This window comes from Actinoallomurus spadix, from assembly GCF_024055725.1.
GTDB classification, from domain to species: Bacteria; Actinomycetota; Actinomycetes; order Streptosporangiales; family Streptosporangiaceae; genus Actinoallomurus; species Actinoallomurus spadix.
Window position 1 is genome coordinate 52,614 of sequence record NZ_JAMXMX010000012.1, and the last position, 22,158, is coordinate 74,771.

Here is a 22,158-nt window from a genome sequence, read left to right on the forward strand (position 1 = left end):
TGAGGCGGGGCCGGCCGGGCACGTCGGCGCAGGGCACCTCGGAGGTGCTCAGGCCTTGTCGCGCAGCTCGCCCTTGACCGTGTCGAGCAGCTCGGTCCAGGACGCCTCGAACTTCTCGACGCCCTCCTCCTCCAGGACCCGGACGACGTCGTCGTAGTCGACGCCGGCCTCCTTGAGCGCGGCCATGTGCGCCCGCGCGTCCTCGTAGGAGTGGACCGTGTCGCCGGTGATCTCGCCGTGGTCGGCGGTCGCGTCGAGAGTCGGCTCCGGCATGGTGTTCACGATGTTCGAGGCGACCAGTTGATCGACGTACATCGTGTCTGAGTAGTCCGGGTTCTTCACGCCGGTCGACGCCCACAGGGGACGCTGGACGCGGGCGCCCGCGTCCTTGAGTGCCTTCCAGCGGTCGGTGCCGAACTTCTCCTCGTACAGCGCGTACGCGAGCCGGGCGTTGGCGATGCCCGCCTTGCCGGCCAGGTCGGAGCGGCCCGCCTTGTCGAGACGCTTGTCGATCTCGCTGTCGACGCGGCTGACGAAGAACGACGCGACCGACGCGATCTTCGACAGGTCGTGGCCGTTCTCGCGCGCCTTCTCCAGGCCCGCGAAGAACGCGTCGATGACCTGGCCGTAGCGCTCCAGCGAGAAGATCAGCGTGACGTTGACGCTGATGCCCTGCGCCAGCGTCTCGGTGATCGCCGGCAGGCCCGCGAGGGTCGCCGGAATCTTGATCATGGTGTTCGGCCGGTCGACCAGCCACCACAGCGCCTTGGCCTCGGCCGTGGTCTTCTCGGTGTCGTGCGCCAGCCGCGGGTCCACCTCGATCGACACGCGGCCGTCGAGGCCCTCGGTGCGGTCGTAGACGGGGCGCAGCACGTCGGCGGCCCAGCGGATGTCGTACGTCGTGATGGCCCGGACGGCCTCCTCGAGGTCGACGCCGCGGACGCGCAGCTCACGGACCTGCTCGTCGTACGCCGAGCCCTGGCTCAGCGCCTTCGAGAAGATCGTGGGGTTGGAGGTCACGCCCACGACCTGCTTGTCGCGGATCAGGGACTCGAGGTTGCCCGTGCGGAGACGCTCCCGGCTGATGTCGTCCAGCCAGATGGAAACGCCCTCGTCAGAGAGCTTCTTCAGGATGTCGCTCATCTCTCTCCTCAGTTGCCGGTCGTCGAACCCCGGCCGCCGGCGTTCGCCCTCGTGATGCTGGCGCGCGCGGCCGCGACGACCCGCTCGGCGGTGAAGCCGAACTGCTCGTACAGCGTCTGGTAGTCGGCGGAGGCCCCGTAGTGCTCGAGGCTCACGCTCTCGCCGGCCTCGCCGACGTAGGCGCGCCAGCCGAGCGCGATGCCGGCCTCGACGGACACGCGGGCGCGCACGCCCGGGGGCAGCACCTGCTGCTTGTAGGCGTCGTCCTGCTCCTCGAACCACTCGACGCACGGCATGGACACGACGCGCGTCGGCGTGCCGTCGGCCTCGAGGATCTCGCGGGCCGCGACGGCGATCTGCACCTCGCTGCCGGTGGCGATGAGGACGACCTCGGGCTGCCCGTTGGAGGCGTCGACCAGGACGTACCCGCCCTTGGCGACACCCTCCGCGGAGGCGAACTCGCCGCGGTCGAACGTCGGCACCTTCTGGCGGGTCAGCGCCAGGCCCGCGGGACGGTCGGTGTGCTCCAGGACCGTCCGCCAGGCCACCGCGGTCTCGTTGGCGTCGGCCGGGCGGACGACGTCGAGACCGGGGATGGCGCGCAGCGCCCACAGGTGCTCGATCGGCTGGTGCGTGGGGCCGTCCTCGCCCAGGCCGATCGAGTCGTGCGTCCAGACGTAGGTGACCGGCAGCTTCATCAGCGCGGCGAGCCGCACCGACGGGCGCATGTAGTCGCTGAACACCAGGAACGTGCCGCCGTACGGGCGGGTGCCGCCGTGCAGCGTGATGCCGTTCAGGATGGCGCCCATGCCGTGCTCGCGGATCCCGAAGTGCAGGGTCCGGCCGTAGCGGCCGCCGGGGAACGCCTTGGTCTGGTACTCGTCGGGGATGAAGGACGGCTCGCCCTTCATCGTCGTGTTGTTGCTCTCCGCCAGGTCGGCCGAGCCGCCCCACAGCTCCGGCAGCACCGGGCCGATGGCGCTCAGCACCTCGCCGGAGGCCGCGCGGGTCGCCAGGTCCTTGCCCGCCGGGAACTCCGGCAGCTTGGCGGTCCAGCCGTCCGGCAGCCGCCGCGCGCGGATCCGGTCGAACTCCGCGGCGCGCTCGGCGTTGGCGGCCCGCCACGCCTCGTACGCCTGCTCCCACTCGGCGCGGGCCGCGCGGCCCCGCTCGATCACCTTGCGGGCGTGCTCGAGCGTGTCCTCCGGGACCTCGAAGGTCTTGTCCGGGTCCCAGCCGAGGATGCGCTTGGTCGCGGCGACCTCGTCGGCGCCGAGCGCCGAGCCGTGGATCTTGCCGGTGTTCTGCTTGTTCGGCGCGGGCCAGCCGATGATCGTGCGCAGCGCGATGAACGACGGCCGGTCGGTCACCTCGCGGGCGGCCTCGATGGCGCGGTAGAGCGCCTCCGGGTCCTCCTTGTACTCGCCGTCGGCGGTCCAGTCGACCGTCTGGACGTGCCAGCCGTACGCGGCGTACCGCGCCGCCACGTCCTCGGACTTGGCGATGTTGGTGTCGTCCTCGATCGAGATGTGGTTGTCGTCGTAGATGACGACGAGGTTGCCCAGCTTCTGGTGGCCCGCGAGCGCGCTCACCTCGTGGCTGATGCCCTCCTCGATGTCACCGTCGGAGACGATCGAGTAGACGTAGTGGTCGAACGGGCTCTCCCCGGCCGCCGCCTCCGGGTCGAACAGGCCGCGCTCACGGCGCGCCGCCATCGCCATGCCGACGGCGTTGCCGAGGCCCTGGCCGAGCGGACCGGTGGTGGTCTCCACGCCGGCGGTGTGCCCGTGCTCGGGGTGACCCGGCGTCAGGCTGCCCCACTTGCGCAGGCGCTTCAGGTCGTCAAGGGTGAGGCCGTAGCCCGACAGGTACAGCTGGATGTAGAGGGTCAGGCTCGAGTGGCCGGCCGACAGGACGAACCTGTCCCGGCCGGTCCAGTCGGGGTCGGTCGGGTCGTGGCGCATCACCCGCTGGAACAACAGGTAGGCGGCGGGGGCGAGGCTCATCGCGGTGCCCGGGTGACCGGAGCCCGCCTCTTCCACCGCGTCCATGGCCAGCACGCGGACGGCGTCGACCGCCCGCCCGTCCAGGTCGGTCCACTCGAATGATTTATCGGATTGCGTACTCACGAGACGCTCCAGGCTCCTCTCGACTTCTTCATGTCCCCAGACCCGATCCCCAGCTGAAAAAGAGCCTGTGACCAGGCCACGCCGGGGGCCCGAATGCGAGCCTATCGCCCGCCCCCCCGCCCCTTTGACAGGTGCTCCTCTATAGGAACACCGCGACCTTGTCCCGAATTTCCCGCATGCGCCCGGCGTTAACCCGTTCTGCCGCACCCACCCCCGGTGACGGGGTACACGGGGACCGGCACTACAGTGATTGCGCGGTGGAGCCCACGTGGCCGGTGCCCGATCAGAGCCGACTGGCGGCAGGAAATCCGAGGATCAGACACAGTGTCCCTTAACGTCGTGAACGCGCAGGTGAACATCCGGTGACGGTGGTCATCAACCGTCCGGCGAGGACCCCTGCGCCGCCCGCGCCCGGCCGCCGACCGCTCGGCGCACTCGTGCGCGCCTATGTCGCGCTGACCAAGCCGCGCATCATCGAGCTCCTGCTGATCACGACGATCCCGGTGATGTTCCTGGCCGCCGGGGGCCTGCCGCCCCTGTGGCCCGTCATCGCCACCCTCGTCGGCGGCATGCTGTCGGCGGGCAGCGCCAACGCGCTGAACTGCTACATCGACCGGGACATCGACGCGAAGATGCGCCGGACCCGCCGCCGGCCCCTGCCGATGGTGCAGGTCACGCCGAAGGAGACCCTGGTCTTCGGGATCACCCTCGCCGTCGCCTCCACCGTCTTCCTCGCCCTCGCCGTCAACCCGCTGTCCGCGGGCCTGTCGGTGTTCGCGATCCTGTTCTACGTCTTCGTCTACTCGATGGTGCTGAAGCGGCGGACGAAGCAGAACGTCGTCTGGGGCGGGATCGCCGGCTGCATGCCCGTCCTGATCGGCTGGTCCGCCCTCACGAACAGCGTGTCCTGGACCCCGATCGTGCTGTTCCTGGTCGTGTTCTTCTGGACGCCGCCGCACACGTGGACGCTGGCGATGCGCTACCGCGAGGACTACGCGGCCGCCAACGTGCCGATGCTGCCGGTCGTGGCCACCGAGCGCCGCGTCGCCGTCGAGGTCATCGCCTACACCTGGATCACGATCGCGTGCTCGCTGGCGCTGTGGCCGATCGCGCACACCACGGTCTTCTACCCGATCGCCGCGGCCGTCCTGGGCGCCGCCTGCCTCGTCGAGGCGTACCGCCTCCTCGGCCGGATCCGCGCGGGGATCACCGGCGCGGTGCTCAAGCCGATGCGATACTTCCACCTGTCCAACGCCTACCTGGCGCTGCTCTTCCTCGCGGTGGCGATCGACCCGCTGCTGCACTGACGGTTAATCTCGCGGCATGGCGCGTGTCGATCCCAAGGCGATCCTCGAAGGGCGGATGCCCGGCCGGGCACCGGTCGGCCTGATCATCGGCCTGGTCGTCTCGTCGGCCTGCGCCATCGTCGTCCTGGGCCTGGACGCGATGAACGGAGCGCCGTTCCTCGTCGGCCTAGTCCTGGCCATCCTGCCCGTCCCGCTGCTCGTCGCGCTCGTCCTGACCCTGGACCGGCTCGAACCCGAGCCCTGGCGGGCCCTGGTGTTCGCCTTCATGTGGGGCGCGGGCGTGGCGGTGCTCGGCGCGCTCATCCTCAACACCGCCGGATACGAGCTGCTGACCAAACCGGTCTTCGGTCAGCGCGGTGAACTCGTCACGGCGTCCGTCGGTGCGCCCCTGGTCGAGGAGTCGCTGAAGGGCGCGGTGCTCTTCGGGTTCCTGTGGTTCCGGCGCAACGAGCTGGACGGCCTGACCGACGGCATCATCTACGCCGCCATGGTCGCCCTCGGCTTCGCGATGATGGAGAACGTCGGCTACTACATCCGGGCCTTCCACCAGCACAACCTCGAGGCCGTGTTCATCATGCGCGGGGTGATCTCGCCGTTCGGGCACCCGCTGTTCACCTCGATGACCGGGCTGGGCGTCGCGTACGCCGCACTGCACCGGGGCGCCGCCCGGGTCGCGGCGCCCGTCGCCGGGCTCTGCACGGCGATGCTGCTGCACGGCGCGTGGAACTTCTCCACCGCCTTCGGGCTCAAGGGCCTGATGATCGCCTACGGCATCGACTTCTGCATCCTGGTCGGGCTGATCGTCATCGTCCGCTGGGAGCGCCGCCAGACCGTCCGGCTGATCCAGCGGCACCTGCCGATGTACGCCGGCACGGGCCTCGTCACGCCGCAGGACGTCCAGATGCTCGGCAACCTCAAGCTGCGCCGCCGGGCCCGCCAGTGGGCCCGCATGGCCGGGGGGACCCGGGCGGGCCGGGCGATGGCCGACTACCAGCTCGCCGCGACGGAGCTGGCGCTGCTGCACCAGCGGGTCGAGCGGCACGTCGCCGAGCCCGCCTGGTTCTACCGGCGCCGCCAGGACCTGCTGAACCTCATGCACCTGGCCCGCCAGGCGTTCCAGGGCCGTCAGCCGCGGCCTCTCGTCCCGCCGTGGGCCGGGCAGGGCGGCTCCGGGTTCCTGTCCCCGGGCGCGTCCTACGGCCCGCCGCCGCCGGGCCCCTTCTCCCGTCCCGGGCCGTACGATCCGCCCGCCGGCGGATATGGACCGCCGGGCCCGCCCGGTCCCGCCGGTCCCTACGGCTCGCCGGGTCCCCATGGCCCATCGGGTTCTCATGGTCCTTCGGGTCCCTACGGCCACCAGGGTCCCGGTACGCCCGGTCCCGCCGGGCCGGGAGGACCCTGGGGCCCGTCCGGCCCGTCCGGCCCCCACGACGGTCCGGGTGGTCACGGCCCTCAGGACCCGCCGGGACCGTACGGGCGCTGAGGCGGGCGCCGCATCCGGCTCCGCCCGGTGGTCACCCAGGCGACCAGGAGTCATCACACAACGTGATCGGCTGAAACGCCTGTGACCGATTTTGACCATTGACTCCAGAGTTGCGCGGATTAACAATGCCGATAGTCGTGACAACGTTGTCATGGCGCGCGCGATGGTCCTCCGCCAGCGCAACCGGTGACCTCCCCCGAGGAGCAGCTGTGTTCAGACGCGTCCGCCCCCGACTGGCAGGCCTGCTCGGCCTCGCCTTGACCTCCCTGGCCGTCTCGGCCGTACCGGCCCGAGCGGCCACCCCCGACCTCGCCTCCTACGTGAACCCGTTCGTCGGAACCCAGGACGGCGGCCCCGACTTCGGCCACGGCGGCGGCGCCGGGATGGACTTTCCCGGCGCCGTCGCGCCGTTCGGGATGATGCAGTGGAGTCCCGACACCGTCCGCTCGTCCGGCGGCGGCTACAAGTACGAGGACAACCGCCTGCGCGGCTTCAGCATGACCCACATCTCCGGGCCGGGCTGTACGGGCGCGCAGGACTTCCCGGTCATCCCGTTCTCCGGCCCGATCAAGAACTCCCCGGCGACCCACGGCACCGACTACGTGCAGACCTTCAAGCATGAGAACGAGCAGGCGTCCCCGGGGTCGTACGCCGTGACGCTCGACAGCGGCGTCAAGACGGAGCTGACCGCGACGCAGCGGGCCGGCGTCGCCCGGTTCACCTTCCCGACCGACAAGGTCGGCACGCTGCTGCTCAACGTGACGGGGTCGATCAACGGCGCGGACGACGCCGAGGCCACCGTCAAGGGCAACACCGTGTCGGGCTGGGCCAAGACCGGCGGATTCTGCGGCACCGACGCCAAGTACTACGTCTACTTCACCGCGACCTTCGACCGGCCGTTCCAGACGTACGGCACGTGGAAGAACGACTCGGTCGAGCCCGGTGAGGACGCCGTGCGCGGCAGCTCCCCGGCGAAGATCCCGCAGCAGACGCGCAAGACCTTCGGGCGGATCAACAACGGTCCCGAGGGCCGGCCGATGCCGCAGCGCTCGCTCCAGGCGCAGACCCGCGACGTCACCGTCAAGGGCCCCGGCTCGGGCGTCTACCTGCAGTTCGACACCAGCAAGGCCAAGCCGGTGCAGATGCGCGCCGCGGTGTCGTACGTGAGCATCGACGGCGCGAAGCAGAACCTCAAGAAGGAGATCGGCGGCCGGGGCTTCGACTCCGTACGGTCCGCCGCGCGTGCCGCCTGGAACAAGCGGCTCGGGCAGATCACGGTGAGCGGCGGTGCCGCCGACCGGCTGCGCACGTTCTACACGGCGCTGTACCACGCGCTGCTGCAGCCGTACGTCTTCGACGACGTGGACGGGACCTACACCGGGTTCGACTACCGCACCCACAAGGTCAAGAAGGGCCACCACCAGTACGCGACCTTCTCCGGGTGGGACATCTACCGCAGCGAGGCGCAGCTGATCGCACTGCTCGCCCCCGACGTCGGCGCGGACATCGCACAGTCGATGTACAACGACGCGCACTCCGTCGGTGACGTATGGGACCGCTGGTCGCACCAGAACACCATCACCGGCGTCATGAACGGCGACCCGTACCACTCGATCATCGCGACGATGTACGCCTTCGGCGCGCGGGACTTCGACGCGAACGGCGCGCTGGCCGCCATGGTCAAGGGCGCGAACCGCGTCGGGGAGGACAAGGCCACCGGCTACACCGAGCGGCCCGGCAACGCCGACTACCTCAAGCTCGGCTACGTCCCGAGCGACCCGGCAACGACGCTGGAGTACGGCATGGCCGACTTCGGCATCGCCCAGCTCGCCCAGCGCCTCGGCGACAAGGACACCTACCAGGACTTCATGAAGCGGGCGCACGGCTGGGAGACGATCTACAACCCGCAGAACGACTGGATCCAGCCGCGCTTCGGCGACGGCTCGTTCCTCACGCCGTTCGACCCCGCCGACTCCAACTGGTACGTCGAGGGCAACGGGTCGCAGTACCACTGGATGGTCTACGAGGACGTGGCCGGGCTGTTCAACGCCATGGGCGGCCGGGACCAGGCGGCCAAGCGGCTCGACACGTTCTTCACCAAGCTCAACGCCGGCTCGCACGAGGCGTACGCCTACCTGGGCAACGAGCCGTCCCTGCAGTCACCGTGGCTCTACGCCTGGGCCGGGCAGCCGTACAAGACCCAGGACGTCGTCGCCCGGGCCCGTAACGAGCTCTTCAAGCCCACCCCGAACGGCCTCGTCGGCAACGACGACCTCGGCACGATGTCGGCGTGGCGGGTGTTCGCCGGACTCGGCATGTACCCGGCGATCCCGGGCCGTGCCGAGATGGTGCTGAACAGCCCGGAGTTCCCGCAGATCACCGTCAAGCGGTCGAGCGGCCAGAAGATCACGATCAACGCGCCGGGAGCCTCCGACACGAACAAGTACGTCCAGTCGCTGAAGGTCGGCGGCAAGGCGACGAGCCGCGCCTGGCTGCCCGAGTCCTTCGTGGCCTCCGGCGGGCGGCTGGACTACACGCTCGGCGCCCAGCCGAACACGACGTTCGGCAGCGACCCGAAGGACGCCCCGCCGTCCTTCGGCACCGGCGCGCGGCCATTCCTGTCCGCGCTCACGCCGGGCACCGCGTCGGTCGAGCCGGGCGGCTCCACCGAGGCGACCCTGCGCGTGCAGGCCGTCGGCGCGGGTGACACCGTCACCTGGGCAGCCAAGCCGCCGGCGGGCATCACCGTCACGCCGTCGTCCGGCACACTGAAGATCGCCGACGCCGGGCACGCCGACCAGAAGGTCACCGTGTCGGTGGCCGCCGACCAGAAGCCGGACTACTACTCGGTGCCGTTCGAGCTGACCGCCTCCGGGCAGTCGGTGGGCGCCACCGGCATCGCGCTGAACGTCGCCAGGCGCGGCACCATCGAGTGGTACCAGAACAACGCCGGCATCTCCGACGACGGCAAGGCCGGGACCGCCAACTTCGACGGCGGCGGCTGGAGCTACTCCGCGCAGGCCCTGGCCGCGGCCGGTCTCAAGCCGGGCCAGCCGGTGGCGTGGAAGGGCTTCACCTTCACCTGGCCGAACCGCACGCCCGGTCAGCTCGACAACGTCCAGGCGAACGGCCAGGTCGTCGACCTGCCGGCCGCGCCGAAGGGCGCGTCGCAGCTGGCGTTCCTCGGCGCGGCCGGCAACGGCGACGCCTCGTCGACGGTGAAGATCACGTACACCGACGGGTCGACGGCGACGGCCAAGCTGGAGCTCAGCGACTGGGCGCTCGGCGCCGACGCCTACCCGCCGAAGTTCGGCAACGAGATCGTCGCCAAGACGCCGTACCGGAACACCTCCGACGGTGGCACCCAGAAGCTCAACATCTACGTGTTCGCGGCCACGCCGATCGCACTGGACGCGAGCAAGCAGGTGCAGAGTGTGACCCTCAACACGCCGTCCAGCGGAGGCTCCCTGCACGTCTTCGCCTGGGCCTTCTCCTCCTGACCCGTCCCCGGTGAGCCCAACGGCTCACCGGGAACACGGACCGACGGTGCCGCCTCGTGCTCGTGCGCGGGGCGGCATCGCCGCTCAAAAGCGGCTCTTGTCGGCGCTGCGCGGGTCGTCGACCCGGCGGGCCTCGTACACGTCACCCGCACGGGCCCTCGCCCGCCACGGCCGGGCCTTGTGCAGGGCCACGTCGAGGGCCGGATCGTCCCGATCCAGCTCGACGCACACCAGCCCGGGCGCACCGTCCGCCGTACGGCTCCCGAGCCGGTACCCGTGCGGCCCGATCACCCCCGACGGCATGGCGGCGCCGCACTGCGCCGGCACGGACACGGATATCCAGACGGTGCAGGCGGCGGCGTGCGCCCGCGCGAGGACCTCGAAGATCGGGTCGTGTGAGTACGAGGAGAAGAGCACGCAGTCGACGCCCGAGGCGGCGTAGTCGAGGAAGAGCTCCGGGAAGTTGATCTCGATGCAGAGCGCACAGCCGAACCGGAACCCGTCGACGTCGAAGACACAGGGCTCGAAGCCGGGGGAGTACCACTCGCCGATCTCGGTGTGCGAGCACCGCCTCTTGTCGTACCGCCCGACCGGCTCTCCGCGGTCGGAGATGACGTACAGGCTGTTGTGCGGCCGGTTCGGCGGCGTCAGACGGTGGGCACCCCCGACCACCACCCACAGACCGAGGTCACCCGCCAGCGCCGCGACGCGCCCCAGTTGCTCCCGGATGGCGGCCCAGCCGACGTTCCAGTCGGCCAGGGCCTGCTTCGCCGCCCGATCGCCGGGATAACCGGAGATCGCGCCCTCGGGGAACTGGACGAGCCGGGCGCCCGCCGAACTCGCCGCCGTCATCATCTCCCGGACGGCCGCGCCGTTCGCCGCTGGATCGCAGCCGACCGGAATCTGCGCGGTGGCGATGGTCAGGGTGGTCACTGCGCGGTGGTCACCAGGCCGGTCTCGTAGGCGATGATGACGAGCTGCACCCGGTCGCGGGCGTCCAGCTTGGTCAGCAGCCGGGTCACGTAGGTCTTGACGGTCGCGATGCTGATGACCAGCTCGGCCGCGATCTCGGCGTTGGACAGGCCGCGCCCGACGAGGGTCAGCACCTCGTGCTCGCGTTCGGTGATGCCGTCGAGCGTGCGCCGGGCGGGAACGGGCCCCGGGCGGCCGGCGAACTCCTCGATCAGGCGGCGCGTGACACTCGGCGCGATCAGGCCGTCCCCGGCGGCGACGACGCGGATGGCGGCGAGGATGTCGTCCAGCGCCATGTCCTTGACGAGGAACCCGGCCGCGCCGGCGCGCAGGGCGCCGTAGACGTAGTCGTCATCGTCGAAGGTGGTGAGGACGACGATATGCGTGGAGCCGTGCTCGCCGGTGATCCGCCGGGTCGCCTCGATGCCGTCCATTCCGGGCATGCGGATGTCCATCACGACGACATCCGGTTCGAGGCTGCGCGCCAGTTCGACGGCCTCGGCGCCGTTTCCGGCCTCTCCGACGACCTCGATGTCGGGAGCGTCGGTGATGACCATCTGCAGTGCGGTGCGCACCAGCGGCTGGTCGTCGGCGAGGACAACGCGGACGGTCATCGGACTCCTGTCGGCAGGGGAAGGCGGGCGGTGACGCGGAAGCCGCCCTCGGGTCGTGGTCCGGCGGTGAGGTCGCCGTGCAGCAGGGCGGCGCGTTCGCGCATGCCGACCAGGCCGTAGCCGGTGCCGGGGGTGAGCCCGTGGCCGCGGCCGTCGTCGACGACCTCGATCGAGATCTCTTCGTCCCGGTGGTCGATCGAGACGGTGCAGGAGCGGGCGCCGGCGTGGCGTACCACGTTCGTGACGGCCTCCTGGATGATCCGGTACGCCGACAGGTCGACCTCCGGGGGCAGCGGGCGCCGTTCACCTCGGTGGTGGACGTCGACGCGGACCCCGGCCGCCGTGGTCGCCTCGGCGAGCCGCTCGACGTCCGCCAGGCCGGGCATCTCGTCGAGCGGCGCGGGCTCGGCTCCCTTCTCCAGCTCGGCCTGCCGGAGGGCGCCGAGCATCCGGCGCAGGCCGGACAGCGTCTCCCGGCTGGCGGTCTCGACCTCGCCCAGCGCCTCGCGCGCCCGGGCCGGCTGTGTGTCGATCACTCGCTTGGCCGCGCCCGCCTGCAGCGCCACGATGCCGATCGTGTGCGCGACCATGTCGTGCAGTTCGCGCGCGATCCGGAGCCGCTCGGCGGTGACGGCGTCGGCCACCGCGCGCGTGCGCAGCGCCTCCCCGTGCTCGCGGCGCTCGCGGATCAGCCTGCCGACCATGTACGTCGTGGCGAGCGCCAGCAGCGCCATCTCGGCGTTGACGCCCACGTCCGTTCCGTCGGAGAAGACCACGACGGTCCCGGACTGCACGACGAGGCACAGGAGGACGGCGACGGTCGAGACCCGGGTGGTCCGGGTCGCGACGACGAACGCCAGAGCCAGATCCACCGCCAGGAAGGGGAGGAACGGGGCGCGGCCGGTCCCGTGCCGGGGGCCCGCCAGCACGACCACGGCGACGCAGCCGAGGAGCATCATGGGCAGCGCGAGCAGCGGAACCCGCCGGAGCACGCCGATGAGCAGGCTCATCGACAGCATCGCCGCGACGGCCAGGACAGGGTTGTAGGGGTCGAACGGCCCCGTGCGCGGCGTACCCAGCTGCGACCAGGCCAGCGCGAGAGGGAACAGGGCGGCTCCGCCCCAGACGGCGATCGTCCTCCTCATCGCCTGACCTCCACCGGCAGGGGGAGACGGGCGGTGACGCGGAAGCCGCCCTCGGGTCGTGGTCCGGCGGTGAGGTCGCCGTGCAGCAGGGCGGCGCGTTCGCGCATGCCGACCAGGCCGTAGCCGGTGCCGGGGGTGAGCCCGTGGCCGCGGCCGTCGTCGACGACCTCGATCGAGATCTCTTCGTCCCGGTGGTCGATCGAGACGGTGCAGGAGCGGGCGCCGGCGTGGCGTACCACGTTCGTGACGGCCTCCTGGATGATCCGGTACGCCGACAGGTCGACCTCCGGGGGCAGCGGGCGCCGCTCGCCTCGCCACTGGACGTCGACGCGGACGCCGGCGGCGGTCGTCGTCGCGGCCAGCCGGTCGACGTCCGCCAGGCCGGGCATCTCATCGAACCCAGGGGCCCCGTCCCTCAGCTCCGCCTGCCGGAGGGCGCCGAGCATCCGTCGCAGGCCGGACAGCGTCTCCCGGCTCGCCAGCTCCACCTCCCGCAGGGCGTCGCGCGCTCCGGTGGGCTGCGTGTCGATGACCCTTCGCGCCGCGCCGGCCTGCAGGGCGACGATGCCGATGCTGTGCGCGACCATGTCGTGCAGTTCGCGCGCGATGCGGAGCCGTTCTGCGGTGACCGCCTCGGCGGCGGTCCGGGCCCGCCCGGCCTCCGCGTGCTCGCGGGCCTGGTGCGCCGAGTTGCCGATCAGCCAGGCGACCAGGGCCGTCATCGCCACGGCCAGCTCCGTCGACGTGCCGATGGTCCAGGCATGGGCAAGCCGGACCGACAGGTACGCGGTGAGCGTGGCGAACACCAGACCGGCGGCGGTGAGGGACACTCCGCGTCGCCCGGTGGCCGCGATGAAGTACAGGGCGACATCGACGGACAGGAACTGCGGCACCGGAATCGCGTCGACGCTCAGCGGGACCGTCCCGAGGACGGCGCCGGCGAGCACCAGGACGAGAGCCGTGAGCGGCCGCCGGCGCAGCAGGCCGCTGCCGACGAGGGTGAGCGCGGTGGCCAGCGCCAGCGTCGTCCGGCCGTCCCACCGGTGGAAGAGGACCCCGGGGTAGGCCGAGTTCATGCTCTCACCGGGCAGTCTCATCCGGATGAGGAACGTGAAGGCCGTGCCGGCGCACCAGGCCAGGGCTGCCCATGCGCCCGGCGGTACGCGCCTCAGCAGGGGAGAAGGGGGCACGGCGGACATGTCCCGAATCGTATTGGCCCGAGACTTCCGGGGCATCGGACCACGGGTGTACGACCACGGTCGGCATCGGCGGCCCGCGAATGCCGACGACGGCCCGATGTGAGCCGGGCCCGGCCCGCGACACCGTTGCCTCGTGATCGAAGTGAGCGGACTGACGAAGCGGTACGGCGCGAAGACGGCCGTCAACGGACTGACCTTCAGCGTGCGCCCGGGGCACGTCACCGGGTTCCTCGGCCCCAACGGCGCGGGCAAGAGCACCACCCTGCGGATGATCCTCGGGCTCAACAGGCCCACCGGCGGCACCGCCACCGTCGCCGGCCGTCCGTTCCGTGACCGCCCGCGCGGACTCCGCCACGTCGGCGCGCTGCTCGACGCCCAGGACGTGCACGGCGGCCGCACCGCGTACGCGCACCTGTCCGCCCTGGCCCGCGCCAACCGGATCCCGCGCCGCCGGGTGGACGAGGTCCTGGGCGAGGTCGGGCTGACGGAGGCGGCGCGCCGCCGCGTCGGCGGCTTCTCCCTCGGCATGCGGCAGCGGCTCGGCATCGCGACCGCCCTGCTCGGCGACCCGCCCGTCCTGGTGTTCGACGAGCCGATCAACGGCCTCGACCCGGAGGGCGTGCGATGGGTCCGCGGCCTGTTCCGCCGCCTGGCCGCGGAAGGCCGGACCGTGTTCGTCTCCAGCCACCTCATGAGCGAGATGGAGCACACCGCCGACCATCTCATCGTCATCGGCCGGGGCGAACTGATCGCCGACGAGAGCCTGGCCGAGTTCGCCGCTCGCGGCACACCGCAGAGCGTGACCGTGCGCACGCCCGACGCCTCAGAGCTGACGCCGATCCTGACCGCCGAGGGCGGATCCGTACGACCGGACGGCGACCAGGCGCTCACGGTCACCGGCCTGAGCGCCGCCCGCATCGGCGAACTCGCCTTCCAGCACCGCGTGCTGCTCCACGAGCTCGCCCCCCGTACCGCCTCGCTGGAGGAGGCGTTCATGGAACTCACCGCCGACAGCGTCGAATACCTCGCCGGAGACGCCCGATGACCGCACCGACCACCACCGTCCGCCCCGCCGTCACCGAGCCGTCCGCCCGGTTCCGCGACCTCCTCGCCGCCGAGTGGGCCAAGCTCTGGTCGCTCCGCTCGACCCACTGGACCCTGCTCCTCAGCGGGCTGGTCATCATCGGCATCAACATCAACGCGGCCGTCGCCGACCACCACAACTGGCCGCACTACGACGCCGGGATCCGCGCCATCTTCGTCCCAATTTGGGCGATGCGGGACGCGTTCACGCTGATCAGCGGCATGATCATCATGCTCGTCGCCGGCAGCATCGGCGCCATCACCATCACCGGTGAGTACGGCACGGGACTGATACGTACCACCTTCGCGGCCGTTCCCGCCCGCCGCTCACTGGTGGCCGCCAAACTGATCGACGTCACGGTCGTCATGCTCGGCTACGGGACGGTCGTCGCCGGTGTCTCCTTCTGGGCCACCCAGGCCATCCTGTCGGGCCACCACGTCGGCATGTCGATCGGCTACCCGGGAGCGTTCCAGGCGGTGGCTGCGTCCGCGCTGCTCGCACCGGTCTGCGCGCTCCTCGGCATGGGCCTCGGCGCGATCATCCGGCACGGCGCGGCGACCATGGCGATCACCACGGCGGTGCTTCTGCTGCTGCCCCCGTGCTTCACCGACCACTACCGCTGGACGGCCGACATCAAGCACGCGATGCCCTCCACCGCCTGGCAGCGGCTGGTCGACGTCGGCTACGGCCGCTTCGGCTTCACCGTGCGCCACCCCACGACGACCACCGAGGCGTGGATCACCCTCGCGATCTGGGCGGTCGCCGCGGCGGCCGTCGCCGTGACCGTCGTCGACCGCCGCGACGTGTGAACCATGGCCGCCATGCTCATCATCACGAACGACTTCCCACCACGGCTCGGCGGTATCGAGACGTTCGTCTACGAGATCGCGCGCCGTTTCCCTCCGGACGAGGTGGTGGTCTACACGTCGCGGGAGCCGGGCGGGGACCGGTTCGACGCCGGACTGCCGTTCACCGTGGTACGCGACCCGGCCCGGACGCTGCTTCCGACGCGGACGGTGGCCGAGACCGCCGCCGCGCTGGTGAAGGGGTACGGCTGCGACCGGGTGTGGTTCGGCGCGGCCGCGCCGCTCGGGCTGCTCGCCGGACCACTCGGCCTGCCGTCGGTCGCCACCACGCACGGGCACGAGGTCTGGTGGGCGTCGCTGCCGGGGCCACGGCAGCTGCTGCGCCGGATCGGCGACCACGTGGACACCGTCACCTACCTGACGGGGTACACGCGCCGCCGGATCGCCCGGGCGTTCGGTCCACGGCCGCGTACGACCCGGCTGGTGCCGGGCGTGGACACGTCGGTGTTCCGCCCGGACGCCGGCGGCGCGGCGATCCGCGAACGCCACGGACTGGGCGACCGGCCCGTCATCCTCAGCGTGTCACGCCTGGTGCCGCGCAAGGGGCAGGACCGGCTGATCCAGGCGTTGCCGCTCGTACGCCGCTCGGTGCCGGACGCCACCCTGCTCATCGTCGGGGCCGGCCCGTACGAGGGCCGCCTGCGCCGGCTCGCGGGGGAGGGGGTCGTGTTCGCGGGATCGCGTCCCCACGAGGCGCTGCCGCCCTTCTACGCGGCGGCGGACGTCTTCGCGCTGCCGTGCCGGAGCCGGCTGGGCGGGCTGGAGGTCGAAGGGCTGGGCATCGTGTTCCTGGAGGCCGCCGCGGCCGGGCTGCCGGTGCTGGCGGGGGACTCCGGCGGTGCCCCCGAGACCGTACGGGACGGGGAGACCGGGCACGTGGTGGACGGACGCTCGGTGCCGGCCATCGCCGACCGCCTGATCGAACTGCTCACCGATCCCGGGCCGATGGGCGAGAAGGGACGCGCGTGGGTGCGCTCCGAGTGGACCTGGGACCGCTCGTACGAACACCTCCGTGACCTGCTGGAGCGCGCGGCCGCGCGGTGAGAGTTGGTCACGCGGACCCGGTGCCGCGACACTCTATGCGTCGCGCGTGGATGCCCTGCGGAGGAGACCGACCGGACACCATGCCGCACCGGAAACCCGCCCACCACGGCCGGTCACCGGTTCGGTGCGGAAGAATTCGGTGCGGAAGAAGAAGGAGCCCGTGATGCCCGAGACGGACACCATTCCCGCGCGCGGGCGCGTCGGTGTCATGCTGCCCCGCGACCTGCCCGTCCGGGACATGGTGCCTTACGCCCGGCGAGCCGAAGAGCTGGGATTCGACCAGGTATGGGTGGTAGAGGACCTCGGCTGGCGCGGCGGACTCGCACAGGCCGGCGTCGTCCTCGCCGGCACCGCCGACATCACCGTCGGCATCGGCATCATGCCCGCCGGCGCCCGCAACGTGTGCTTCGCCGCGATGGAACTGGCCACCCTCGCCCAGCTCTATCCCGGCCGCCTCATCGCCGGGATCGGCCACGGCATGCCCGACTGGATGCGCCAGGCCGGAGCCTGGCCCGCCAGCCCCCTGACCCTGATCAAGGAGTACACCACCGCGCTCCGCCTCCTCATGCGTGGCGAGCCCGGTCCGGCAGGCGGCCGCTACGTGCGCTGTGAAGGCGTCGTCATCACCGAGACCCCCGACATCGTCCCGCCCGTCGTCCTGGGCGTGCGGGGTCCTAAGTCACAGGCCGCCGCAGGCGAGGTGGCCGACGGGCTCCTCCTGGCCGAACCCGCGGCCCCCGCCTACGTCGCCTCTTCGCTGCGGCATCTGGGCAGCGCCTCCGACGCGAGCGCCCTCGAAGTCGTCACCTACGATGCCGCCGCCGTCGACCATGACGAGGACGCCGCTCTCGCCCGCGTCCGCGGCGGCCTGACCGTCATCGGCGAACCGGCCTGGGCCGCTCACATCGATCCCCTGCCGTTCGCCACGCGGCTACGCGAACACCGCGCCGCCTGCGCCGACGCCCGGCGATTCGCCGAGACCATGCCCGACACCTGGGTGCGCCAGCTGAGCATCGCCGGCACCCCTGACCAGGCACGCGAAGCGATCAAGGCCCGCCACGCGGCAGGCGCGACCAGTGTCGTCCTCGCTCCCACCGGCCCCGACGCTCTGACCTCCCTGGACTCACTCGCCCGCGCCCTGGCCCCCCGCGACTGAACCGAAGCCCGTGGGTCCGGAGGAACCCTCAGGTCGAACAGTGGGGGGAGGCCACCGTTCCCGGAACGCTCGGGCGAGGCCGGGAACGGCAACGCGTGCCTGTACCGGGCATAGTGGTCCGCCTCGGTCAGCAGACGGCCGAGGCCGACGTCCCGGTAGAGGTCGACGACCGGGCCGTGACCACCGGGGAGGACGACCGCGACATAGTCGTTGATGTCGATCTCGTCGAGCTTCAGCAGTGGACCAAAGTCCCGCAGCGCCTTCTTCGCGTACGCCACGTAGCGGGCGCAGCCGGGTCCGGCGATCTCCGGGTCCGCGCTGTGCTCGTCGAGTGGCTGCAGACTGGTCGAGGAGACCGATGTCGACGCGGTGATGCTCTCCGGCCGCTACACGCTGCTGGACCACAGCGCGCTCGACGACCTCCTGCCGGCCTGCGCCGCACGCGGCGTGTCGGTGCTCGCCGCCTCGATCTTCTACTCCGGCCTGCTCGCCACGCCCCGCCCTGCCGAGGGAGCGACCTTCGACTATGCCCCCGCCTCGCCGGAGATCCTGCGGCGGGTACGCCGGATCGTGACCGTGTGTGAGGCACACGGTGTGACCCTCCCTCAGGCGGCGATGGCGTTCCCCCTGCTGCATCCGGCGGTCGCCGGCATCGTGGTCGGCACGCGCTCACCGGACGAGGTGCGGGACAACGCCGCCGCGTACGGGGCGGAGGTGCCGGATCAGGTATGGGCCGATCTGGTCGCGGAGGGCCTTCTCGACGAGCGGGTGTCCGTGCGGACTTGAACGACCACGCCAGAGGCCGCCGGCGCCCGGCTCGGCGGACCCGCCCGGTTGGTCCCGGGCTGGGCCGGGTGGGGCCACTCTCACCGGCGTCTCGCCGCCGAGGATCTCGGTCGCTCGCACAACCAGAACCCTCGGCGGAAACCGAGGGCGACGAGCAACTGGAGGAGCTCAACGCCGCCGAAAGCTTGGTCAGACGATACGAGATGCCCCGCCGTCCTCGTCATGAGGACGACGGGGCATCGTCGTATCTGTCCCGAGCCGGGTCAGGCGATGATGCGGAGGGGGTTCTCCAGGAGCTCGGCCAGTTCGCCGAGGAACTTCGCGCCGGTCGCGCCGTCGCAGGCGCGGTGGTCGACGGACAGGGTCAGCGTGAGCCGGTCCCGCGCGGTGAACTCGCCGTCGTCGCCGACGACGACGTCCTTGCGGGTCGCGCCGACGGCGAGGATGCCCGCCTCCGGCGGGTTGATGACCGCCGTGAAGGAGTCGATGCCGAACATCCCGAGGTTGCTGACCGTGAAGGTGCCGCCGGACATCTCCTGCGGGGTGAGGCGCTGCTCGCGCGCCCGCCCGGCCAGCTCGCGGGTCTCCGCGCCGATCTGCGACACGGTCTTACGGTCGGCGTCCCGGATGACCGGGACCACGAGGCCGTCCTCGAGCGCGACGGCGACGCCGACGTTCACCCGCTTGTGCACGAGGAGGCTGTCCTCGGTGAACGAGACGTTCAGCACCGGGTTGGCCCGCAGGGCGGTGGCGCACGCCTTGACGATGAGGTCGTTGACGCTCACCTTCGCCGGGTTGAGGGCCTCGTTCAGCGTCTTGCGGAAGGCCAGGAGCGCGCCGACGTCGACGACCCGCGTGAGGTAGAAGTGCGGCGTCGACTGCATGCTCTCGGTGAGCCGGCGGGCGGTGACCTTCCGGATCCGGCTGAGGGGCACCCGCTCGACGTCCGGGTCCTCGGCGGCCGCGGGAGCGGTCGTCGCGGGGGAGGGCGCCTGCGGGGCCGCGGGCGCCGGGGCCGGGGCGTTCTTCAGCGCGGCCTCGATGTCGGCGCGGACGATCCGGCCGCCGGGGCCCGAACCGGTGATCGTCGTCAGGTCGAGGTCGTTCTCGCGCGCCAGCCTGCGCGCGAGCGGGGAGGACGGCGGGCGGGACCGGGTGTCGTTCGAGGCTTCGGCGGGGGCGCCCTGTGCCGGGACGGTGGCGGTCGCGGCGGGGGCCGGCGCGGCGGCGGGCTGCTGCGGGGCGGCCGCCTGGCCGTTCGCGGCCGGAGCGGCCTCGGGGGCGGCGGGTGCCTTCGGCGGCGCGGACTCGCCCTCGCCCAGGAGGATCGCGATCGGCGCGCCGATGGAGGCGGTCTGGCCCTCGGCGACCAGGATCTCGCCGAGGACACCGTCCTCGTACGCCTCGTACTCCATCAGGGCCTTGTCGGTCTCGATGTCGACCAGGGCCTCACCGGCGCTGACCTTGTCGCCGGGCTTCTTGTGCCACGCGCTGATGACGCCTTCCTCCATGGTGTCGGACAGGCGCGGCATGAGGATCTCGGACATGAATCTTCCTAACGTCCGGTCGCGCGTACGGTGTCGCGAACGGCGGTGACGAGCGACTCGGCCGACGGCAGGGCGGCCAGTTCGAGCGGCTTGGAGTAGGGGAGCGGTACCTCGGCCATCGCGACCCGGCGCACCGGGGCGTCGAGGTGGTCGAACGCGCCCTCCTGGATCGTCGCGGCGATCTCGGCGCCGATGCCGTAGGTGAGCCAGTCGTCCTCGGCCACGACGGCGCAGCCCGTGCGGCGGACGGACTCGACGACGGTCTCCCGGTCCAGCGGGCGCAGGCTGCGCAGGTCGACGATCTCGGCGCTGATGCCGTCGGTGGCGAGCTTGTCGGCCGCCTCGGCTGCGACGTGGGCCATCCGGGAGTACGCGATGATCGTGACGTCCGTGCCCGGACGGGTCACTGCGGCCCGGCCGATCTCGGCGGGCTCCAGATCGTCGGGCACCTCGCCGCGCGTGTTGTACAGCGCGAGGTTCTCCAGGAACAGCACCGGGTCGTCGTCGCGGATCGCCGCCCGCAGCATCGAGGACGCCTCGGCGGGCGTGCTGGGCGCGAGGACCTTCAGGCCGGGGATGAACGAGTAGAACAGCTCGACGTTCTGCGAGTGCGTGGCGCCGAGCTGCTGGCCGCCGCCGCCGGGCGTGCGGATCACCATCGGCACGCTGCACTGCCCGCCGAACATGCCGTAGATCTTGGCCGCGTGGTTGACGATCTGGTCCAGCGCGAGCAGCGAGAAGTTGATCGTCATGATCTCGACGACGGGGCGCAGGCCGAGCATGGCCGCGCCGATCGCGGCGCCGACGAAGCCCTCCTCGGCGATCGGGGTGTCGCGGACGCGCTTAGGACCGAACTCCTTGAGCAGCCCCTCAGTGATCTTGTACGAGCCCTCGAAGACGCCGATCTCCTCGCCCATGACGAAGACGTTCTCGTCGCGCAGCATCTCGTCGCGCAGGGTGTCCCGGAGGGCCTGGCGGTAGGTCATGGTCGCCATGTGAATCTCCTCAGAAGACCGGGTCGGCCGGCAGGCGGCGGGGCACGCCGCGGACGGGCGTGGCGTAGGTGTAGTCGAACAGCGTCGACACGTCCGGGTGCGGGCTGTCGTCCGCGAACGCGGCCGCGTCGTCGACCTCGGCCTTCACCTCGGCGTCCAGCTTCGTGCGCGCCTCGGCGTCGAGGATGCCGGCCTCCTCCAGCGTCAGCCCGAAGTGGGCGAGCGGGTCGGCCTCCTTGAGCGCCTCCTTCTCCTCCGCCGTGCGGTAACGGGCCGGGTCGACGACCGAGTGGCCGCGCAGGCGCGGGCTCGTCGTCTCCAGCAGGAAGGGCTTGCTCTCGCGGCGGGCCCGCTCGACGGCCGCCTGCGCGGCGTCACGTACGGCGACGACGTCGGTGCCGTCGACGCGGGCGCTCTCCATGCGGTACGCCGAGGCCCGGCGGTACAGCTCCGGCTCGGCCGAGGACGCCTCGACGGTCGTGCCCATGCCCAGGCCGTTGTTGATGACGACGAAGACGATCGGCAGGTCCCAGAGGGCGGCCATGTTCAGCGACTCGTGGAACGCCCCGATGTTGGTCGTACCGTCGCCCATCTGGCACATGACGACCTCGTCGCCGCCCTTGTAGTTCACGGCGAGTGCCGCGCCGGTGGCGAGAGGGAGCTGGCCGCCGACGATGCCGTACCCGCCGAGCAGCCGCGACTCCAGGTCGAACATGTGCATCGACCCGCCCCAGCCCTTGGAGACGCCGGTGCTCCGGCCGTACAGCTCGGCCATGACGCGGCGGGCGTCGATGCCACGGGCGAGGGCGTACCCGTGCTCCCGGTAGTTCGTGAACAGGTAGTCACGGGGCTGCAGCGCCGCCATCAGCCCGGTGACCGTCGCCTCCTCACCCAGATTCAGGTGACAGTAGCCACCGATCTTGGCTTCGGTATACGCCCGGGCGGCGCGCTCTTCGAACCTGCGTATGAGCAGCATCTGCCGGTAGTACGCGACAAGCGTCTCCGGCTCGGGCTGCGCCGCGCGGGTCTTGGCCCGTCGTGCCGGGGTCCTCGTCTTGGTGTCACCCATCGAGGTGTTCCCTTCGTGTCCGGGCGCTTCGATGGGGTTCCCACGACCCACGCCCATACAATCAGGAGGCGATTATCTATGATCGATCATAGATCAGTGATGAGAACGGTTTTACCACG

General features: G+C 71.4%; 17 protein-coding genes. 8 read left to right on the plus strand and 9 right to left on the minus strand.

Translation table 11 applies throughout. From position 1 onward, the window contains the following. Nucleotides 1-48 precede the first annotated feature (48 nt). Both tal and tkt read right to left on the minus strand, forming a co-directional pair. Nucleotides 49-1,143: a transaldolase gene (tal, locus tag NE235_RS19385; RefSeq protein ID WP_252804905.1), complete on the minus strand. Its 1,095-nt coding sequence runs from the start codon at nucleotides 1,141-1,143 to the stop codon at nucleotides 49-51. An 8-nt stretch (nucleotides 1,144-1,151) separates the two neighbouring features. Beyond that, nucleotides 1,152-3,272 (minus strand): transketolase, encoded by a 2,121-nt coding sequence (gene tkt, locus NE235_RS19390; RefSeq protein WP_308206112.1) that lies wholly within the window; start codon nucleotides 3,270-3,272, stop codon nucleotides 1,152-1,154. 362 nt (nucleotides 3,273-3,634) lie between these two features. Here tkt and NE235_RS19395 point away from each other — a divergent pair, with 362 nt between their 5' ends. The 3 genes from NE235_RS19395 to NE235_RS19405 all read left to right on the plus strand — a co-directional run bounded on the left by NE235_RS19395 (nucleotide 3,635) and on the right by NE235_RS19405 (nucleotide 9,562). Further along, the gene (locus NE235_RS19395; RefSeq protein ID WP_406567599.1) at nucleotides 3,635-4,579 is read left to right on the plus strand and encodes a heme o synthase; all 945 of its coding nucleotides are present in this window, start codon (nucleotides 3,635-3,637) and stop codon (nucleotides 4,577-4,579) included. 16 nt (nucleotides 4,580-4,595) lie between these two features. Next, complete coding sequence (locus NE235_RS19400; protein ID WP_252804907.1) at nucleotides 4,596-6,062, plus strand: PrsW family intramembrane metalloprotease; 1,467 nt, start codon at nucleotides 4,596-4,598, stop codon at nucleotides 6,060-6,062. 209 nt (nucleotides 6,063-6,271) lie between these two features. Further along, nucleotides 6,272-9,562 (plus strand): GH92 family glycosyl hydrolase, encoded by a 3,291-nt coding sequence (locus NE235_RS19405; RefSeq protein ID WP_252804909.1) that lies wholly within the window; start codon nucleotides 6,272-6,274, stop codon nucleotides 9,560-9,562. 84 nt (nucleotides 9,563-9,646) lie between these two features. Here NE235_RS19405 and NE235_RS19410 read toward each other — a convergent pair whose 3' ends face one another. Genes NE235_RS19410 through NE235_RS37535 form a run of 4 tightly spaced genes read right to left on the minus strand, consistent with a single transcriptional unit; the run spans nucleotide 9,647 to nucleotide 13,492 of the window. Next, nucleotides 9,647-10,495 (minus strand): carbon-nitrogen hydrolase family protein, encoded by an 849-nt coding sequence (locus tag NE235_RS19410; protein ID WP_252804911.1) that lies wholly within the window; start codon nucleotides 10,493-10,495, stop codon nucleotides 9,647-9,649. Beyond that, nucleotides 10,492-11,148, minus strand: coding sequence for a response regulator (locus NE235_RS19415; RefSeq protein WP_252804913.1), 657 nt, complete (start codon nucleotides 11,146-11,148; stop codon nucleotides 10,492-10,494). Before NE235_RS19415 ends, NE235_RS19410 begins: the two co-directional genes overlap by 4 nt. Next, the gene (locus tag NE235_RS19420) at nucleotides 11,145-12,293 is read right to left on the minus strand and encodes a sensor histidine kinase (protein WP_252804915.1); all 1,149 of its coding nucleotides are present in this window, start codon (nucleotides 12,291-12,293) and stop codon (nucleotides 11,145-11,147) included. Before NE235_RS19420 ends, NE235_RS19415 begins: the two co-directional genes overlap by 4 nt. Beyond that, nucleotides 12,290-13,492 (minus strand): sensor histidine kinase, encoded by a 1,203-nt coding sequence (locus NE235_RS37535; protein ID WP_289848876.1) that lies wholly within the window; start codon nucleotides 13,490-13,492, stop codon nucleotides 12,290-12,292. The genes NE235_RS19420 and NE235_RS37535 overlap by 4 nt, the downstream gene beginning before the upstream one ends. Before the next feature lie 133 nt (nucleotides 13,493-13,625). Here NE235_RS37535 and NE235_RS19430 point away from each other — a divergent pair, with 133 nt between their 5' ends. The 5 genes from NE235_RS19430 (at nucleotide 13,626) to NE235_RS19450 (ending at nucleotide 18,428) form a co-directional block, all read left to right on the plus strand. After that, nucleotides 13,626-14,537 carry an ABC transporter ATP-binding protein gene (locus tag NE235_RS19430; protein WP_252804917.1) on the plus strand — a complete coding sequence of 304 codons (912 nt, stop codon included), beginning with the start codon at nucleotides 13,626-13,628 and terminating at the stop codon, nucleotides 14,535-14,537. Then, a complete protein-coding gene (locus NE235_RS19435; protein WP_252804919.1) occupies nucleotides 14,534-15,385 on the plus strand; it encodes an ABC transporter permease in 852 nt (283 codons plus the stop codon). The genes NE235_RS19430 and NE235_RS19435 overlap by 4 nt, the downstream gene beginning before the upstream one ends. Before the next feature lie 3 nt (nucleotides 15,386-15,388). Then, nucleotides 15,389-16,486 carry a glycosyltransferase family 4 protein gene (locus NE235_RS19440; RefSeq protein WP_252804921.1) on the plus strand — a complete coding sequence of 366 codons (1,098 nt, stop codon included), beginning with the start codon at nucleotides 15,389-15,391 and terminating at the stop codon, nucleotides 16,484-16,486. Between the two features lie 163 nt (nucleotides 16,487-16,649). Beyond that, nucleotides 16,650-17,642 (plus strand): LLM class flavin-dependent oxidoreductase, encoded by a 993-nt coding sequence (locus tag NE235_RS19445; RefSeq protein WP_252804923.1) that lies wholly within the window; start codon nucleotides 16,650-16,652, stop codon nucleotides 17,640-17,642. Between the two features lie 342 nt (nucleotides 17,643-17,984). Then, nucleotides 17,985-18,428 carry an aldo/keto reductase gene (locus NE235_RS19450; protein ID WP_289848908.1) on the plus strand — a complete coding sequence of 148 codons (444 nt, stop codon included), beginning with the start codon at nucleotides 17,985-17,987 and terminating at the stop codon, nucleotides 18,426-18,428. 263 nt (nucleotides 18,429-18,691) lie between these two features. On the opposite strand, the gene NE235_RS19455 is transcribed toward NE235_RS19450, so the two are convergent. The 3 genes from NE235_RS19455 to pdhA are packed head-to-tail and all read right to left on the minus strand — an operon-like array spanning nucleotide 18,692 to nucleotide 22,039. Next, the gene (locus NE235_RS19455) at nucleotides 18,692-19,975 is read right to left on the minus strand and encodes a pyruvate dehydrogenase complex dihydrolipoamide acetyltransferase (protein WP_252804925.1); all 1,284 of its coding nucleotides are present in this window, start codon (nucleotides 19,973-19,975) and stop codon (nucleotides 18,692-18,694) included. Nucleotides 19,976-19,983: 8 nt separating this feature from the next. Beyond that, on the minus strand, nucleotides 19,984-20,970 hold the full coding sequence (locus tag NE235_RS19460) for an alpha-ketoacid dehydrogenase subunit beta (RefSeq protein WP_252804927.1): 987 nt from the start codon (nucleotides 20,968-20,970) through the stop codon (nucleotides 19,984-19,986). A 10-nt stretch (nucleotides 20,971-20,980) separates the two neighbouring features. Next, nucleotides 20,981-22,039, minus strand: coding sequence for a pyruvate dehydrogenase (acetyl-transferring) E1 component subunit alpha (gene pdhA / locus NE235_RS19465; protein WP_252804929.1), 1,059 nt, complete (start codon nucleotides 22,037-22,039; stop codon nucleotides 20,981-20,983). Nucleotides 22,040-22,158 lie beyond the last annotated feature (119 nt).